Raw genomic sequence first — 17,294 nt, 5'->3', positions numbered from 1 at the left:
AACCCCAACTTGGCTACAGAGATATACCCAAGACAAAGCAATCTATACCCGATAAAAGCCAAGTCTCAAGACTTGGCTTTTTTATTCAAGAACGCACCAAATTCGCGCCGGATTTGCGCCGAGATGCCTGCCGCACCCCATAGATCGTAGTGCTCGATGGCCAGCTTGAGCATCTGGCGGGCGTGGTGAAAGTGGTGCCGCCCCAGCAGAAAGCGACCATAGTGCAGGGCCGCCATGCCGTATTCATGGTGATGCTGGTTCACCCGGGCGGCCTCGATTGCGGCACGGAAGTAATGCTGCGCCTCTTCGTGCTGCTGCCTGGCGCTGGCAAACTGCGCTTGCAGCAAAGCAAGCGGGCTGGCGAACATGCAGGGGTTTTGTGCGGCCCAATCTTTCAGGCGGGCAATAGCGCGCGTGATCTGCCGACGCCACCACCAGCCCCGCCGACCGGGTTCCAGGCAAAGATTGAGCGCCGACAGATAGCGGTATTGCGCCTCAAGCACCGAGCCGCGAATCGATTCCAGATACGGCCTCGCTTGCGAGAGCGCATCACTCGCGGCCTCACTGGCCTGGCAAAAGCTCGCCATATACGCGGTCAGCAAATAATAGTTGAACAGATTCAGCGCATCACGCCGACGATACAGCTCGGCCAGCGAATCGGTAGAAAACTGCCCACCTTCGCACAACCACGGCGGCGTCTCGGCGACGTGTACCAGATTGTGCAGGCATTGGCGAAACACGGCCGACATTGGCAGCAAATGCTGCTGGCGGGTGTGGCGCAAATCTTCGTCGATTTTAGCGGCTTCTTTTGCCAGATGCGGCAGCGGGCTGCCATTCAATAGCGAATGCCCGATGTAGAACATATGGGCGTAGCCAGCAAACTCGAAGTCGCCATAAGAATAGGCATTCTGTTGCCAGCGCCACAAATCGGGCAGCAATTGCTGCAGATTCTGCCGCCAGGGCTGAACCAGCCCCAGGTCCAGAATCGGCACCCGGTGCCGCTGCCTTTCGCTAGACTGCGCCTTGGCCATTTGATTGGCTTTTTCTGCCACAGCAAAAGCCGCGTCATGCCGGGCAAAGACATTGAGTATCATCGCCGCGCAAATCTGAGCCCCCGCCGTCATCGGACCTGCCCCATGCTGGCGCGAGAGTATCAATTGCTTGAGGGTAATGGCCGCCAAGAGCCGCGGGCGGGCAAAAAAACAGGGGCCGAACAGATCGGCAAAAATCTGCTGCGCAGCTTCGATATTTGACCTTGCCGTATCGGCATCTTGCTTTAGCGGATCGCGATCTGGATCAAAACTTGGATCAGTATCGGTGTTCTGCTTGGCAGCGGCGTATTGCCACCATGCCCATTGCAGCAACAGGCCAAGCAGCTGCAGCGTGCTGCCACGCATCGACATTTTCATGCCTAGCGATTTAAGCCCCAGCTCGGCGGCGGCAAAAGCCAGCGGATAATCATGCCCCAGCAGTGCCAGACGCAGCTGCGTACTGGCCAGCATGGCCGTGATGCGCGGGCTGGCTGCAGCAGGCAGATTATTCAGTAATACGGTAGCGTCTTGCAGTTGCGCGGGCTCTTGCCAGCTGGCACACCAGATTTCCACCATCTGCTCGCTCAGCTGCGGCTGCTCGCTCCAGACCGCTTCACCCAGCAAGGCCAGCAATTGTTCCAAGATCTGCCCCGCGTGCATGGGGCTGCCCTGCTGCACGGCTTGTGCGGCCACGCTGAGCGATTGGTGGGCAAAACGGATTTTGTCCTGGGGTGCCATCAGTTGCCCGGCTTGCTGCGCATGGCGCAGCGCCTGCAGGACAAAATTGGGGAACTTCATCATCCGCTGCGCTAGACGCGCGTGCAGATCAGCTTCGGTTTGCTGCTCGAAAGTATGCTGTGCCAGACGCAGCAGATGCGGGTGCACAAAGCGCCAGATATCGCCTGACAGCACTTCGATCAAGCCCTGCTTTTGCGCCAGATACAGATGCTCCTGTACCGCACTGGTACTCAGATAATCGTGCAATAGCCGGGCATCAAACTCCATGCCGATCAGGCTGGCACTTTGCAGGATTTCTAGGCCGGTTTCGGTGAGCGAGAGCAATTGCGCACGAAAATAAGCCTCAGCCTCGGGTGTGCGCAATTGCAGTGAAATCTGCTGGATACGCTGCTGCCATTGCGATTCGGGCACTACACCCAGCAAATCGTGCGCGGCTAGGCTATCGAGCAAAAAGCGGCACAGCTGCAAATTGCCCTGACAGGTTTGCTGCAAAAATGGCGCAATTTCTGCCGCCAGCCGCGGGTTCAGGCTCTGCTCTTCAATCAGCCAGGCCACGGTATCGCGCACACTAAACGGCGCCAGCGGAAAGATCTGGCAATGCGGCAGCGCTTTCCAGCGCTGTGTTGCGGGCAAATGCGAATCGCGCACGCACAGCAGAAACATCAGATACGGGCTGCTGCGATGTTCGATCAGATAATCGAGCAACGCCAGCGCATCCTGATCGAGCAAATCCACATCGTCGATAATCCAGACCAGCGGTTTAAGTTGCTGGCTGGCATAAACCAGCAGCTCGCCCACCAGCAGATGCAGGTGCAGTGCCAGCGACAAATCAATATCGGTATCAATCTGCTGGATCAGACCTAGGCGGCGCGACAGCTCCAGCACGGCCTCCTGCCCGCTCAAGCCCGGATTACCCAGCTGGCGCGTCAGCGGCTGGCTGAGCTGGCTTAAACCAAGCAACAGGCTATCGAGCGGCTTGCTCCAGTTGAGCGATTCAATCCGGCTTTCAATCAGCATGCCGCCACGCTGGCGGACAAAAGGCAATAAATCATGCGCCTGCTGGGTTTTGCCCGAGCCGGGCTCGCCCACCAGCATGACCAGCTTGCTGCCCCCGGCCGAGGTTTCGGCCAGCGCAAAGCGCAGCTCGCTACTGACCACGCGACGATCAAAAAGTCGTGGGGCAGGCTGCGTCTGGGCTGGATGCACCGTGGCGGATTGCGGCTGAACTGACAAGATTAGACATTCTCGAGTTATTTTCGAGATTGTGGCTGATTTAGCCATAATTTGCCATGCTCGAGCATAAAAACAGCACAAACACCACGCCAGCGCGATGAGCTAGGCGCTTGTTTCGCCACAACTGCATTGCAGGCGTGAACATGAATTGCGACGCGCAGCGATTTGCACTTTACCGCATTGCAAACACGAACTCGCGGAATCACAAACCAAACGTCAACAGAGCCCGAGTTTTTAAAACATCGGGGGAATGGCTTTGATATAATTGCCGGTTTTGGCCTTGGCGCAACGGTTGATAATCGCGATGAATGTTTTTTACGAGGAAGATGGCAGCTTTAAAGTCGCCAGCATCAATGATGAGCAGGCTGCCAGCATGCAAGTGGAAGACGCACGCGGCAAACGCAGCAAAATCAAAACCGCCAATGTGCTACTGCGCTTTGATCGCATCAGCCTCGACGATTTTTACAAAACCGCACAAAGCCTCGCTGCTGAAGTTGACGTGAACTTCCTGTGGGAATGTTGCGGTCAGGATGAATTTGGCTTTGCCGAGATTGCCGCCGAATACTTTGGCGCCAACCCCAGCCTGACTCAGCAAGCCGCCGCGGCGATCGCGCTGCATGGCGCGCCGATGTATTTCTATCGCAAAGGCAAAGGCCGCTATAAAGCCGCTCCGGAAGAAAACCTAAAAGCGGCGATCGCCGGCCTAGAGCGCAAAGCGCGCGAAGCCGAACAAATGGCCGCATGGGAAGCCGACTTACTGGCGGGTATCTTGCCGCAAGCCTTGCAGGACAAGATCGCTAGACTAATACATCGCCCAGATAAAAATAGCCTTGAATACAAAGCGCTGGCGCAAGCGGCCGAAAGCGCGCAAATGTCGACGCTGCGCCTGCTGGAAAAAGTCGGTGCGATTCCCGATGTCGCGCAATATCATCTCGATGGCTTTTTGGCCGAGCATTTCCCGAAAGGTCGCGGCTTTCCGGCCACCGAGTCGGTGTTTGCACCAGAAGACTTGCCGATTGCCGATGTGCAAGCGTTCTCGATTGACGATGCAAGCACCACCGAAATTGACGACGCATTCAGCCTGAAGAAATTGGCGAATGGCAACTGGCAAGTCGGTATCCACATCGCCGCACCAGTACTCGGTATTTTGCCAGGCTCAACACTGGATCAAGTTGTACTTGATCGCCTGTCGACCGTGTATTTCCCCGGCGACAAAATCACGATGTTGCCCGACGACGCGGTTGAGGTATTCACACTGCAGGAAGGCGCTGCGCGCCCAGCGGTGTCGATGTATCTGGAAGTCTCGCTCGGCTATGACATCATCAGCCACCGCTCACTGATCGAGCGCGTGCCAGTCGTCGCCAATCTGCGCCACCACGATATCGAGCCGTATTTCAATGAAGAAACGGTTGGCAAGGATGGTGAAGACTATCCGTGGAAAGCCGAGCTAACGCTGCTGTGGAATCTGGCAGGCGCGCTTGAAGGTCGTCGCGGCAAAGCCGACCAGCCACAGCAACAGCGTCTTGATTACAGTTTTTATATTGATAGGGAAGAAGGCAAAGCCGAGCGCGTGCGCATTGTGCCGCGCAAACGCGGTGCGCCGATGGATAAGCTGGTCGCCGAGCTGATGATTCTGGTCAACAGCCTGTGGGGGGCGAATCTGCGCGATGCGCAAATCGCCGGTATTTACCGCTCGCAAGGCGGTGGCCGCGTGAAGCTATCGACTCAGCCAACAGCGCACGCCGGTCTTGGTGTGGATTGCTATATGTGGTCGAGCTCGCCGCTGCGCCGTGCGGTCGATTTCATCAATCAGCAACAACTGGTCGCGATGATACGCAATGAAAAACCTCGCTATCAGAAAAACGATGCCGAGCTGTTTACCGCGATTTCCTCGTTTGACGCTGCTTATGCCGCTTATGCCGATTTTCAGGACAAAATGGAGCGCTACTGGTGCATCCGTTATCTAGAACAAGAGAATATGCGCGAATTCACCGCGCAAGTGATCAAGGAAAATCTGGTGCGCGTTGATGGCATGCCTCTGGTCTTGCGCGTGGGCGGCCTGCCAGAACTCCCGGCCGGAATGACAGTCTCACTCCAGCTGATCAAGGTCGACTATCTGGAGCTGGCCGTCGAAGCCCGGATCGCCACCATTTAAAAGGTGTAGGTCGGGCTCGCCCAGCCCGACACTTTGCTCGCCGAACAGCGCACCACAAAGGAATACCCATGCAGCCTAACCGCCGCCTTAGTGATTTTCTACCGTTGAAGTTTGCCAACGGGCAGGAAATCAAACAATTCTCCAAACCCTGCGTCTCCTGCGGCACCATGCTGCACGCCAAAGACATGGATGGCGTCGCGCGTCTGGTTGAAGACCATATTGCGATTGCCGCCAAAGCGCATTGCCATTCCTGCGGCGCTGATTTTGGCGTGGCCTGCGTGATCAATTCGCAAAAGCAGGTCAAACGCGTAGTGTTGCCGCGCCTGCTATTTAACTGGTATTTGCGCAGCTTGCCGCTGCAAGAGCGCGAAACCGCCCCGCAAGCCATGGTGCGCAATCTGCCTCTGCCTGAGGAGCGCGACGCGCGCGAAGACGCTGCCGAGCTGGCCCGGATGATGCCGCCAGCCAGCAGCATGCAACCGCGCGAGATTATCCGTGCGAGTGAAACGCTGGGCCGTTTTCAGGAAAAACCCATCCCGGCCTGGCTGATTCTGGATGGCACCCGCTTTGAATTTGATCGCATCGCGCCAGACGCCCGAATCAAGGAAGGTGAATATTTGCTCGATGGATGTTTGATTTATCGCGCGAGCTGATGCACTTTCGCTTGGCTTTTTGATGCAAAGTTTTATAATCGCGCCTATCTTTTGGGTCCTAATAAGCCCACACAAAAATTCTCACGCAAGGCGCAAAGCCGCAGACAGTACAAATTGTACGGCAAGGCGCGGCAACGCAGCGTGAGGATTTTTGTCTCATTACTTACCCCGCGCGGGAGAGCACCATGCAACGCAATATGCTTAAATCCAAACTGCACCGCGTTACTGCAACGCATGCCGAATTGCACTACGAAGGCTCGTGCGCCATTGACGAAAACCTGCTTGAAGCGGCCAATATCCGTGAATATGAAGCCATTGATATCTGGAATATCAATAATGGCGCGCGTTTTTCTACCTACGCCATCAAAGGCCAACGCGGCTCGGGCATTATTTCGGTCAATGGCTCGGCCGCTCGCCACGCCCAGGTTGGCGACTTGCTGATTATTGCCACGTTTGCCGATTACAGCGACGACGAGCTGCACAATCACAAACCATCGCTGATTTATGTGGACAGCAATAATCGCATTACTCACAGCAGCAACGCGATTGCAACACAAACCGTATAAGGTCTTCACCGTACGTCGAAAAACCCGCTTTCAAGCGGGTTTTTTATTGCTTTCAACAAGCAAAAGCAGCGAATAAATGACTGATTTAAATCAGCATTTCAAACCCCAGCCGCTCACGCTTCACCAGCAAAGGTGATGCGCATAACAAAGCCTTTTTCTAGCACATCACTAATTCCTAATATTTCTGGTAAATTCGCGCTGCTGTATGCCAAATACATGACATACCTTGTGCGCAAACAAAAAAAGCTCTGGAGGAGCAATGAATTTCTTTTCTAAAGCGGGCCTCGTGGCCGCAATCATCGTCCAGGCTGGCGTCGCTCACGCCGCCACAGAATGGAATAGCAATACCGTGTACGCCGAGCCCGGCCAGATTGTTAGCTATCAGGGGCAACTGTATACCAACGGCTGGTGGACCAAGGGCGAAAACCCGGCCAGCAGTGGGCCATGGGGTGTATGGCGCACAGTCAGCGGCCAAGTCGCAGCAACCAGCGCGCCGACAGCAGCACCAAGCAGCACAGCAGCGCCAATCCTGACAGCAAGCCCTAAACCAACAGCCAGCGCAGCCCCCACCAGCACACCTATCAGCACAGCGGGCAGCACGGCCAATGCGTGGAATCCTGCTACCACCTATGCCGATAAAGGCAATATCGTGAGTTATCAGGGCGAGCTGTATCGTAATGAATGGTGGACACGCGGCGACGTGCCAAGTGCATCGGGTGCTTTTGGCGTCTGGCGCAAAATCAGCGCGGCCACTGCAACACCTGCCGCGACAGCCAAGCCTGTCGTAACTGCCAATCCAACTACCGTCCCAACCCTCGCACCGACCACGGCACCGACTGCCAAACCAACGGCGACACCGGTGATCACGGTCAAACCTAGCCCGACACCCGTCGTAACTGCAGCACCAACTGCGGCACCAACGCTGACGCCAACGGCCACACCCACAGCGACACCAGCCCCAGTCGGCAGCCTGATTCCGCCACGCAGCCTGACACTGGAACAGCCAGGCGATATTGGCACCCTGCGCGCCGCGCAACTGCGCAGCTTTAACCACTCCCCATTCCAATCGACTGGTTACTGGGTACAGCCTGGCGATGTACTGCTGGTGAACTACAGCTACACCGGTAGCGCGCCGAATAAACAGCCGGAAATCTGGCTGCACAATATCGACGACGACACCTGGAACTACGACACCGCGCAAAAAGTGAAGCTCAATGTCGGCAGTAACAGCATTGTCTCCAACGTGAAAGCCGCCGTGTACGTTGCCGCATTCAACACACCGACCAATGGCGAGCTCAAAGTCGAGCTGGCTTCCGGTGGCCGCGTGATGCCGCGCTTTGTACTGGGCCAGCACACGCAGGATGACTGGCTCAAAATGCTTAGCCAGAATGGCGATGCACCGTACGCCGAACTGGTGAGCAAACGCATGATGCTTACCGCCAGCCTGGCCAAAGCGATGCGTCACGTTGACGATCCAGTGGCCTTGATGACGCTATGGGATGAAATCGTCCGTCTGGAAGACGAGCAATACGGCATCAAACCGGGCCAAGCCTGGCCGCATAACCCAACGCCGCACCGCTTCCATTTTGTCGAGCTAGCGCCTTACACCGGCTGGATGTACGCATGGCAATATCGCATGGCTTCAGCATCGGCTGATGGCGCAATTGGTGCCGTGCTCAATAGCAAAAAGCTCAAAACCGATGGCTGGGGCCCGTGGCATGAGCTGGGTCACCAATACCAGATGAGCACTTTCACCTGGAAAGACCAGACCGAAGTGACGGTAAATTTGTCATCGGCCTATGTGCAACGCGGCCTCGGCCAGCCTTCGCGCTATGAAACCCAAGGCACCTGGACCAAAACCTTTGCTTTTCTGAATCAGCCAACGCGTGATTTTGCAACGCAAAGCGATCTATTTGTCCGCGCCACGATGTTCTGGCAGCTCGATCTGGCCTTTGGCAAGGATTTCTACGCCAAAGTCGGCACCAGCTACCGCAATATGAGCGCCGCGCAACGCCCAACGACCGATTACGCTGAACAACAGACCTTCATCGTCGAAGCCAGCCGCGCCGCTGGCTACGATCTGACGCCGTTCTTTACCCAGTGGGGCATTGCGGTGAGTACCGACACGCAAACCAAATTGCGCGGCATGGGGCTCAAAACACTAACCGACCCGATCTGGCTTAATCGCGACAGCAAAGTGCTTTACCAGCCACGATAGGTATAGCACTGGAAGTCAATTAACCATTGGCCTTGCTGGCAATACCCAGCAAGGCTAATCCATTTTCAGGACACACAATGCGCAATTTCATGATTATTGCCAGCGCAGCAGCGCTAAGCCAGCTGGCGCACGCCGCCACCGTCACACCTTGGGACAGCAATCAGATTTATGCCACGCCGGGGCAACAAGTCAGCCATCAGGGCAATGTTTACCAGAACAAATGGTGGACCCGTGGTGAAAACCCGACGCAAAGCGGACAATGGGGCGTGTGGGCCAAAATCGGCACAGTGACGCCAACGAGCACACCAAAACCGGCCACCTCTGCAACACCAGTCGCCAAACCGACGGCCACCCCTCTTGTCACAGCCAAGCCGACGAACAAGCCAACGGCAAGCCCGACAGCTGCGCCAACTCTGCAGCCGACGGCGACGCCAAAACCCACGGCGGTACCGACCTCGACCCCCATCGCTACGGCCCAGCCGACTGCCCAGCCAACGGCCGCCCCGGCACCGGGACAATGCGCCAATGGCAGCAGCATTACCGCACTGACGCCAAGCGCTGGCGTCGCGCGCATGGGCTCGGTGTATTCAAGCACACTGTATGATCCAGGCAACAAGACCAGCGGCAACGACACCCACAAGCCACAGCAGATCAAAGTACAGGTGAGCAACGCGGGTCAGGCGCTAGCGGGCTGCAAAGTAAGCTGGACGCCGGTCAATGGCAACGCCAGCGGCTGGGTTTTCCCGCTGGCAGACAAAACCGACGCCAATGGCCAGATCGCCGCGTGGTGGACCGCCGGCAATGCCAGTGCGCAGCAAATTCGCGCCAGCATCCAGCTCGCTGATGGCAGCACTCGCGAGACCGAAATCACCGGTCAGGCTTTCCCGCATAGCACCCGTGCCAATTCGATTCACCTGAACTGGTCAACGCCCCTGTGGAATGCCTTCAGCGTCGATGTCACGCCGCAAAGCTGGGCCCCCACCACCTACTACTCGGCCATCAATTTCCCTGGCGGCTACACCGGCATCCAGACTTCGCAATTGCTGTTCTCACTGTGGGACGTCAATGGCATCAGCCCGGTGGTCATCGATAAGGGCATGGCGACGTGTTCGACATTTGGCGGCGAAGGCACCGGCATCAAGTGCTACGCCCCCTACACACCACAAGTCAATGTGACTTATCGCTTTGAGGTCGAAGTGGCCGCCACCAGCGACGGCAAAACCGATTACACAATGTATTTCACCGACAGCAGCAACGGCCAGCGCAAGAAATTTGCCACCATGCGTTATCAGGCCAAAGTCACGCCGTATGGTGCAGCCGCTTTTGTTGAAGACTGGTACGAAGCCAAAGCATCGTGTCTGGCCAATACCCGCCGCGCCGCGTATTTCAGCAATGTGAAATACCGCAGCCCCAGCACCGGCGCGTGGACTGAAATTCGCAAAGCCAGCGGCACCGGCGTTTACAACGAATGGCATAACGAAATTTGTGCCAACTACAGCTTCAGTACCGATCAGAGACGTTTCCTGATGGGCACAGGCGGTGAAATCGTCGGCCAGCCACTCAACCTGCCAAACGGGCCAAAATCAATCAGCCTGTCACTGGATTAAGTGGATAGAAAAACCTTCAATACACATTGAATATCGCAAAGATCAAAGGGTATTGCCCTAATAGCCAATATAAATATGGCTATTAGGGCAATACCCTTACTTATGCTGCGCTAAACAATTGGTCTGTTTTTGCCGCCAGCTCGAAATCCATCCGGTGCAGGCCGCGGATTTTGTGTGACCACCAGCTCACAGTGAGCTGACCCCACTCGAGCAGCAATGCCGGATGATGACCGGCTTCTTCAGCCAGCGCTGCCACGCGGTCGCACATCGCCCAAGCCTGGGCAAAGTTTTTGAACTGATACACCCGCTGCAATTGCAGCACGCCATCCACGACGATGGGCGTCCAGTCCGGGATGGCGCGAATCAGCAGCGCCAGCTCTTCGTCGCTCACTTGCGGCGCGCCTGCGCGGCAAGCTTCGCATTTTTGTGCCAGATCGGCAGCCAGATGATCATTACTCATTGCTTCACTCCGGTGGTTTTTTCAGGCAAAACGTTGTACGGCAGCGCGCACCGTGGCCGCGTAAATCGCGACCGTATCGGCAATCGGCTCGGCGTAACCGCCGCCCATGGTGATCGCCAGCGGCACGCCAAAGCGCTGGCAGTAATCCATCACCATCTCGTCGCGCGCCAGTAAACCGGCCATACTCAGATTCAGCTTGCCCAGCCTATCGCCCGCGTAGGCATCGGCGCCCGCCAGATAAATCACCAGCTCAGGCTGCGCGAGCGAAAACAGTTGCGGCAAAGCCCCCGCCAGCTCGGCCAGATACAGTGCATCGTCGCAAGCATCGGGCAGCTCGATGTCCCAATCGCTGCTTTGTTTGTCAAACGGATAGTTATTCGCGCCGTGCATGGAAAAAGTAAACAGCTGCGGCTCACTGGCCAGCATGCTGGCCGTACCATTGCCCTGATGCACGTCCAGATCAATCACCAATGCACGTTCAAGTGCACCTTCGGCCCGCAGGCAGTGCAGCGCCACCGCGCTATCGTTAAACACGCAAAAACCGCTGCCGTGATCGGCAAACGCATGGTGCGTGCCGCCCGCCAGGCTGACGCCGCAACCTTGTGCCAATGCGCTGCGACAGGCGGCCAGCGTGGCGCCGGTCGAGGCGCGTGAACGCTCGATAAGCATCGGCGACCATGGCAGGCCGATCACCCTTTGCTCGGCGGCGCTTAATGCGCCATCGCTGACCTTCTGCACATAAGCGGCAGTATGTGCCTGCCGGAGCTGCTCATCGCTAACAACAGGGGTATCGACCAGCAAGCCATTGGCAAATTGGGCTACAGCCTGGTACAGCATGGGGTATTTGTTAGCCGGAAAACGATGCCCGGCAGGCAGTGGCAAAGGGTACTGGTCGGAACGGTAAATCAGCACGGACGACTCACAAAAGAAAAGCGCTCAAAGGGAAGGCACTGAAACGGGTGCACATACTGTGAGCGCGCATAATACGGCAAGTGCGCACCACCGTGCGGCTGGCCGCCGATGGGAGCGGATTGCAGCATATGCCCGCCGGCAGCGGCTCACAGATGTGCGTGTGTGCCATCGCAAAACGGTTTGGATTCACTGTGCTTGCAGCCACACAGGTACACCGTTTCGCTGATTTCGGCGACAAACTTGATGGGGCTCATATGGGTATGCCGGTGCGAGCCATCACAGAAAGGCTGGGTGCGGCTATGGCCACAGGCGCACCAGTGGTAGGTTTTCCCGGCTTCAACGTCGACAACATACGGTGCTTTCTGGGTGATCATGGGTTCGGACATGGTGCAGGCCTCCGGCTAAGCGATGAGATTTCAGCCTAGCCGCAGCCTGCAGCAAGCGCAATCAGGCCGCTTGCATATGCGCCACCAGTTGCTCCAGCGCCTTGCCCCAGCCTTCCTCGAACCCCATCGCCGCGTGCTGTGCGCGGCCATCAGCATCACGGTGCGTCACAATCGCCTTGTATCGCGTACCGCCCGGTATGGGCGTTAGCTCGATGGTGGCGGTAAACGGAAAATCGCCGCAACTGCTATCGGCAAACGACGGATTGGGCCGAAAACCCGGCAGCAAGGCATTGGTCCAGACCAGACGGCGCTGGGGGATGATGTCCAGATAGCAGCCGACACCGGAAAACTGCTGCCCTTCCTCCGGGCCTTTCATTTCAGTATGAAACAGCCCGCCGGGGCGCAAATCGATCTGGCACTCGGTGGTGCGCCACGGCGCAGGCGTAAACCAGTGCACAAGATGCTCTGGCTGGGTCCACGCCGCCCAGATGGCCTCGGGCGGCAAAGGCACTTCACGTTCAAAAGCAAGATCCAGTTGCGGGTCAAACTGCTCGCCAGTTGTCGTCATCACACACCTCGCCTTTACAATGGAAAACCTCGTTTTAGCAGCCCGAGATGACATCTGCAATCGAGCAGTGGCAGCTCAAGCAGAGGCATCCAGCTTCGGCACACCGTGCTCATCAATCGCCGGTAGGCCATAGCGCGAGCGCGCGGTATTGCAACGCTCGTCGCCCACCTCCACTTCGCGGCAGGTGCTGGCGCGCTGCGCATAAATGCCACAGCTGGCCGCCTCGCCCACCCGCCCTTGCAAAGCCGTACAATGCGGCTGCGGCTGATTGGTGCCGCGCATCGCCACCAGAAAAGGCGTCACCGGCTCGACCAGCGCGCTGGGCACCGTGCCACCGGGTACGGCATCGCTTTCGCCAAAATAGAAGGAGACGCGAAAACTGGCGCAACACGCGCCGCAGCTCATACAGACATGGCTCATGATCACACAGACAGTAAAAATCGAATGCCGCGATTTTAATTAAAAAGCCACCAGCGTGCAGTGCCGCGTTCGGCGATATCACTATCGACTATGCCGATCTCGACAATTTCGTTCTCGACTATCCCACCGTACGGCAGCTTTCATCAAAAATGCGAAAATAAAACACATCTCGACATCCCTGATTAAATTTGCGCAACCACTGGGATAAGATGGGTCATTACTTTCTGCTCGGTTACTGTCATGAAAACACTTAAAGCCAAAATACGGCTGGTATTGATTTTGCTCACCTCGCTGGTCGTAGTGACTTTCTGCATCTTCAGTTACCTAGAAACCCGCACCGTCGCCATTGCAGCGATTGATGGCAAACTCACCGCCGCCGCCAATGGCTACCGTTTTATTGTCCCCGAACAAGTACACGCCCAGCTCACAGGCCGCGATAGCGCCGATCTGAAAGCCATGCGCGCCGAAAGCGTCAAGCTGACCCGCTTTGCCGAATCGCTCGGCCTGCCTTATGTCTATAGTTTTGTGCTCAAAGACGGCAAGCCGCACTATGTACTGTCTTCGCTCTCGCCCGAAGAAGAACGCGATCCGAATGCCGAGCAGTACCTCAAAGTCTACGAAACACCGAATGCCGAGCTGCTGGCCGCACTGAATCAAGGCAAGCTGGGCTGGGCCGAATACAGCAGCAACTACGGCGATTTCCGCTCGATTTACCTGCCGTTTCGCACTGCCAACGGCACCACAATCGTAGCCGTTGCTGATGCAGAACTGTCCACGGTACAAACAACCCTACGCACTTTATTGCTGAAAGAAGCTGGCACCGGCCTGCTACTCATCCTGATTGCCATCGCCGCCTCGTTCTGGCTGGGCAATGTCGTCACCCGCCCGCTCGAGCGCCTGCTCGACGCCATGCGCCAGCTGACCAGCGGCGAAGCCGACCTGACCATCCGCCTCGATGATCGCCAGCAAGACGAAACCGGCCGCATCGCTGCCGCGTTCAACCAGTTTATCAGCGAGCTGCACAAGCAAATCCGCACGGTAGAAACCGAAAGCACCCGCCTGAATCAGGGTGTGCAGGCGATTGAGCAGGTGGTCGATCATCTGGCCCGCGAATCGCGCTCGCAAGCCGATCTGGTCTCCGAAACCGCCGCCACCATCGAGGAAGTGACCGTGAGCATTGCCCACATTGCCGACAGCACCCATCAGGTAGAGCGCGCAGTCAGCCACGCCGACGAAGGCGCACGCAGCAGCGCGCTGGCGATGAACACCATGCAGCAGCGCACCGACGCGATGGGCAACACGCTGCATGCGCTGGCCGAATCGATCAGCCGGCTGGATCACGAATCCAAGCAGATCAACAACATCACCAATGTGATCAAGGACATCGCCAACCAGACTAATCTGCTGGCGCTGAACGCCGCCATCGAAGCCGCCCGCGCCGGCGAGCAAGGCCGTGGCTTTGCCGTAGTGGCCGACGAAGTACGCAGCCTGGCCGAGCGCACCGCCCGTGCCACGGTAGAAATCGAAACGCTGCTGGGCTCGATCTGCGACGAAACCGCCCAGGCTGTCGAGCGCACCACCGCCACCGCCAGCGGCGCCGAATCAAGCCGCCAGATGGTGGGCGACGTCAACACCCGCATCGCCGCCATGCAGCAGCAAATGCAAGGCGTACTCACCCAGATCAACGAAATCTCCGCCGCCACCCGCGAGCAATCGCTCGCCACCGAGCAGATCGCCCAGGTATCCGAGCGCATCAGCCAGCAGGTCAACACCACCGATCAAGCCCTGCAGCAAACCCGTCAAACACTGGCCGGCATCAACCAGATGGCCGGCTCACTGCACGGTGTGGTACGACGATTCCGGCTGTAACTCTGCCCAGCACCAAAAGCAAAAACCGCCCGGATGGGCGGTTTTGTTATCTATGGCCGCACAGGCACGGCATGTTGATTGAATATTGCGGGCTGGAACAATCTGCAATTGTTGATTCACGATGGCATGGCCTGCTGGCGCAGGCGGTGAACCGGCGGTTTCGCCCGCCGGACGAGTTAGGGGTGGGTCTTGCTCCCCCCTAACAACCCCAGCGCGCCCGATCTCCGCGAAACCCCGCTTGAAAAAGCCACGGCGAGGCGCCGCAAAACTCGCTGCGCGCTACCGTCGCGCAGCTCAAACAGGTTGCGGCTTAAAACCTCGCCGAGTCATTTTCAAACGGCGCGGCTCCACGGGCAATCCGCTCTAATTTGCAGCGGGGTATATCAATCAAAGCAAGAATAAAATTAGCCTTCAGAGCAACACCTAGGCATGTATATATGGCAATCGTAGGGCTGCGTGGATTCCCCTGCATCAGCGCCGAGTGAGACATGCCGAAGCTTGGCAACTTGTTGCCTTAGCGTAGGCCGTGGCCTAGGGCTAACATTTTGCGTAGCAAAACTTGATGAGGAGCGGCCTTTCTTTGCTGACTTTCTTTGGCGAAGCAAAGAAAGTCAGTGCCGCGGCGCATAGCCGCCAATGCCCGTTGATTGAATGCTGCAGGTAAAGCAAAACACCGTAGGGCGCGGTTAGCCGAAGGCGTAACCCGCCAATCAGCATCAAAATCCACAAACATCAATCAGCGCGGGTCACGACCCTCCCTACACGGCTAGCCTGCTGGTGCAGGCGGTAAACCGGCGGTTTCGCCCGCCGGACGAGCAAGGGACGGGTCTTGCTCCGTCCCTTGCAACCCTCGCGAGCCCGATCGACGCGAAACCCCGCTTGAAAAAAGCCCGTCAGGGCGCCGCTACAACTCGCGTTGCGCTAGCGTCGCAACGCTCAAACACTACGCGGCTTAAAACCCTGACGGCCATTTTTCAAACGGCGCGGCTCCACGGGCAATCCGTTCTAATGAGCGACAGGGGTATATCAAGGAAGATCAAATAGGTATTTAACTTTAGGGCAACACATGGGCATGTATATGCCGCAATCGTTGGTCTGCGGACTTTCCCCTGTCATCAAGCCGAGCGAGGAACAGGCGGGGCGGGGTTTCGGCGAGGACTGTTTGAGCGCGTAGCGCGAGTTCCGCAGCCGCCGCCTCGACTGTCCGCAGCGAGGGCATTTTGCGTAGCAAAACTTGATGAGGGGTCGCCTTTCTTTGCTGACTTTCTTTGGCGAAGCAAAGAAAGTCAGTGCCGCGGCGCACAGCCGCCAATGACCCTTATTTAAATGTTGCAGGTAGAAAAAACCGTAGGGCGCGGTTAGCCGAAGGCGTAACCCGCCAATCAGAATCAAAGTCCACAAACATCAATCAGCGCGGGTCACGACCCGCCCTACACGGCTAACATTTTGCGTAGCAAAACTTGATGAGGGGTCGCCTTTCTTTGCTGACTTTCTTTGGCGAAGCAAAGAAAGTCAGTGCCGCGGCGCATAGCCGCCAATGCCCGTTGATTGAATGCTGCAGGTAAAGCAAAACACCGTAGGGCGCGGTTAGCCGAAGGCGTAACCCGCCAATCAGCATCAAAATCCACAAACATCAATCAGCGCGGGTCACGACCCGCCCTACACGGCTTTAGAGTAATACATAGGCGTGTATATGCCGCAATCGTTGGTCTGCGTGGATTCCCCTGCATCAGCGCCGAGCGAGGAACGGACGGGGCGGGGTTTCGGTTGCGCCTGTTTTGTTAAGCGCAACCGCCGCCTCGATCCGTCCGCAGCGAGGGCATCCCGCGCAGCGGGACGCAGATGCCGGGGCGGCCTTCTTTGGCTTACCTTTCTTGGTCGTTCAAGAAAGGTAAGTGCCGCGGCGCACAGCCGCCAATGCCCATTGATTGAATGTTGCAGGCAAAGAAAAAGCACCAAACATGGAGGCGTAATGCCTTCGGCAATTACGTCCTACGGTGCCAAATGGCTTACAACAGCAGCAACACAAACAGCTCTTACAATAGCAAATTGTTGCCTAGTTTTTTCACAAAATGTAATCTTGAACAAAGCCACCCATTTATTGATCCAAGGAAATAATCTATGTTTGACGACTATAACTATAAAAAAACAGAAAAACGAATCCGGATAAAATTCATCCAAGATAAAGATGAACCAATGTACCCATGGGAAATAGCAGGGTTTCTTAACTGTCCAGTCCCGGACGATTGCTGATACGTTTTTTGAATAATTCTGGATGCGTTTTCTGCCATTCTTTCATGGACTGGATCGGCGTGCGATGTCCCAGCGCCAGTTGTGGCAAATGTTGATTGTAGAGCAACACGTAGCGTGCCAGCGTTTCGGCCAAATCGGCGCCTGAGACAAAACGATGAGTGGCCAATACATCGCTAATGCGTCCATTGAAACGCTCGACCATCCCGTTGGTTTGTGGGCTGCGCG

13 protein-coding genes are annotated in these 17,294 nt (G+C 56.8%); 6 read left to right on the top strand and 7 right to left on the bottom strand.

Annotated elements, in window-relative coordinates; all coding sequences use genetic code 11:
* Positions 1–65: 65 nt before the first annotated feature.
* Complete coding sequence (locus FLS37_RS11775) at positions 66–3,002, bottom strand: AAA family ATPase (protein WP_157670145.1); 2,937 nt, start codon at positions 3,000–3,002, stop codon at positions 66–68.
* A 304-nt stretch (positions 3,003–3,306) separates the two neighbouring features.
* Here FLS37_RS11775 and FLS37_RS11770 point away from each other — a divergent pair, with 304 nt between their 5' ends.
* From FLS37_RS11770 to FLS37_RS11750, 5 genes are all read left to right on the top strand, one after another.
* Positions 3,307–5,157, top strand: coding sequence for a ribonuclease catalytic domain-containing protein (locus FLS37_RS11770; RefSeq protein WP_157670144.1), 1,851 nt, complete (start codon positions 3,307–3,309; stop codon positions 5,155–5,157).
* Positions 5,158–5,225: 68 nt separating this feature from the next.
* Positions 5,226–5,810 carry a hypothetical protein gene (locus tag FLS37_RS11765; protein ID WP_157670143.1) on the top strand — a complete coding sequence of 195 codons (585 nt, stop codon included), beginning with the start codon at positions 5,226–5,228 and terminating at the stop codon, positions 5,808–5,810.
* Between the two features lie 185 nt (positions 5,811–5,995).
* Positions 5,996–6,376 carry an aspartate 1-decarboxylase gene (gene panD, locus FLS37_RS11760; protein ID WP_157670142.1) on the top strand — a complete coding sequence of 127 codons (381 nt, stop codon included), beginning with the start codon at positions 5,996–5,998 and terminating at the stop codon, positions 6,374–6,376.
* Positions 6,377–6,635: 259 nt separating this feature from the next.
* The gene (locus FLS37_RS11755; protein ID WP_157670141.1) at positions 6,636–8,594 is read left to right on the top strand and encodes a M60 family metallopeptidase; all 1,959 of its coding nucleotides are present in this window, start codon (positions 6,636–6,638) and stop codon (positions 8,592–8,594) included.
* Positions 8,595–8,671: 77 nt separating this feature from the next.
* Positions 8,672–10,201, top strand: coding sequence for a DUF3472 domain-containing protein (locus FLS37_RS11750; RefSeq protein ID WP_157670140.1), 1,530 nt, complete (start codon positions 8,672–8,674; stop codon positions 10,199–10,201).
* Between the two features lie 100 nt (positions 10,202–10,301).
* Here FLS37_RS11750 and FLS37_RS11745 read toward each other — a convergent pair whose 3' ends face one another.
* The 5 genes from FLS37_RS11745 to FLS37_RS11725 form a co-directional block, all read right to left on the bottom strand.
* Entirely contained in the window at positions 10,302–10,661 is a 360-nt protein-coding gene (locus FLS37_RS11745; protein ID WP_157670139.1) for a 4a-hydroxytetrahydrobiopterin dehydratase, read from the bottom strand.
* 21 nt (positions 10,662–10,682) lie between these two features.
* Positions 10,683–11,573, bottom strand: a complete 891-nt coding sequence (locus FLS37_RS11740; RefSeq protein WP_157670138.1) for a histone deacetylase — start codon at positions 11,571–11,573, stop codon at positions 10,683–10,685.
* Positions 11,574–11,719: 146 nt separating this feature from the next.
* Complete coding sequence (locus FLS37_RS11735; RefSeq protein ID WP_157670137.1) at positions 11,720–11,959, bottom strand: CDGSH iron-sulfur domain-containing protein; 240 nt, start codon at positions 11,957–11,959, stop codon at positions 11,720–11,722.
* Between the two features lie 61 nt (positions 11,960–12,020).
* The gene (locus tag FLS37_RS11730; protein ID WP_157670182.1) at positions 12,021–12,527 is read right to left on the bottom strand and encodes an SRPBCC family protein; all 507 of its coding nucleotides are present in this window, start codon (positions 12,525–12,527) and stop codon (positions 12,021–12,023) included.
* A 75-nt stretch (positions 12,528–12,602) separates the two neighbouring features.
* Positions 12,603–12,947, bottom strand: coding sequence for a YkgJ family cysteine cluster protein (locus FLS37_RS11725; RefSeq protein ID WP_157670136.1), 345 nt, complete (start codon positions 12,945–12,947; stop codon positions 12,603–12,605).
* Between the two features lie 240 nt (positions 12,948–13,187).
* Here FLS37_RS11725 and FLS37_RS11720 point away from each other — a divergent pair, with 240 nt between their 5' ends.
* Entirely contained in the window at positions 13,188–14,816 is a 1,629-nt protein-coding gene (locus FLS37_RS11720) for a methyl-accepting chemotaxis protein (RefSeq protein WP_157670135.1), read from the top strand.
* Between the two features lie 2,224 nt (positions 14,817–17,040).
* Here FLS37_RS11720 and FLS37_RS11715 read toward each other — a convergent pair.
* A partial coding sequence (locus tag FLS37_RS11715; RefSeq protein ID WP_157670134.1) for an integrase core domain-containing protein occupies positions 17,041–17,294 on the bottom strand: 254 nt, incomplete at its 5' end.

It is taken from the genome of Chitinibacter sp. GC72, from assembly GCF_009760905.1.
GTDB lineage: Bacteria > Pseudomonadota > Gammaproteobacteria > Burkholderiales > Chitinibacteraceae > Chitinibacter.
Note: the sequence above shows the minus strand (reverse complement) of the source record. Positions and strands in the feature narration are given on the sequence as shown.

Bases quoted from the DNA above. Each gene is read 5' to 3' on its own strand.
- FLS37_RS11725 (WP_157670136.1), bottom strand. From the start codon at position 12,947: ATGAGCCATGTCTGTATGAGCTGCGGCGCGTGTTGCGCCAGTTTTCGC.
- FLS37_RS11720 (WP_157670135.1), top strand. From the start codon at position 13,188: ATGAAAACACTTAAAGCCAAAATACGGCTGGTATTGATTTTGCTCACC.
- FLS37_RS11755 (WP_157670141.1), top strand. From the start codon at position 6,636: ATGAATTTCTTTTCTAAAGCGGGCCTCGTGGCCGCAATCATCGTCCAG.
- FLS37_RS11745 (WP_157670139.1), bottom strand. From the start codon at position 10,661: ATGAGTAATGATCATCTGGCTGCCGATCTGGCACAAAAATGCGAAGCT.
- panD (WP_157670142.1), top strand. From the start codon at position 5,996: ATGCAACGCAATATGCTTAAATCCAAACTGCACCGCGTTACTGCAACG.
- FLS37_RS11770 (WP_157670144.1), top strand. From the start codon at position 3,307: ATGAATGTTTTTTACGAGGAAGATGGCAGCTTTAAAGTCGCCAGCATC.
- FLS37_RS11735 (WP_157670137.1), bottom strand. From the start codon at position 11,959: ATGTCCGAACCCATGATCACCCAGAAAGCACCGTATGTTGTCGACGTT.
- FLS37_RS11730 (WP_157670182.1), bottom strand. From the start codon at position 12,527: ATGACGACAACTGGCGAGCAGTTTGACCCGCAACTGGATCTTGCTTTT.
- FLS37_RS11765 (WP_157670143.1), top strand. From the start codon at position 5,226: ATGCAGCCTAACCGCCGCCTTAGTGATTTTCTACCGTTGAAGTTTGCC.
- FLS37_RS11750 (WP_157670140.1), top strand. From the start codon at position 8,672: ATGCGCAATTTCATGATTATTGCCAGCGCAGCAGCGCTAAGCCAGCTG.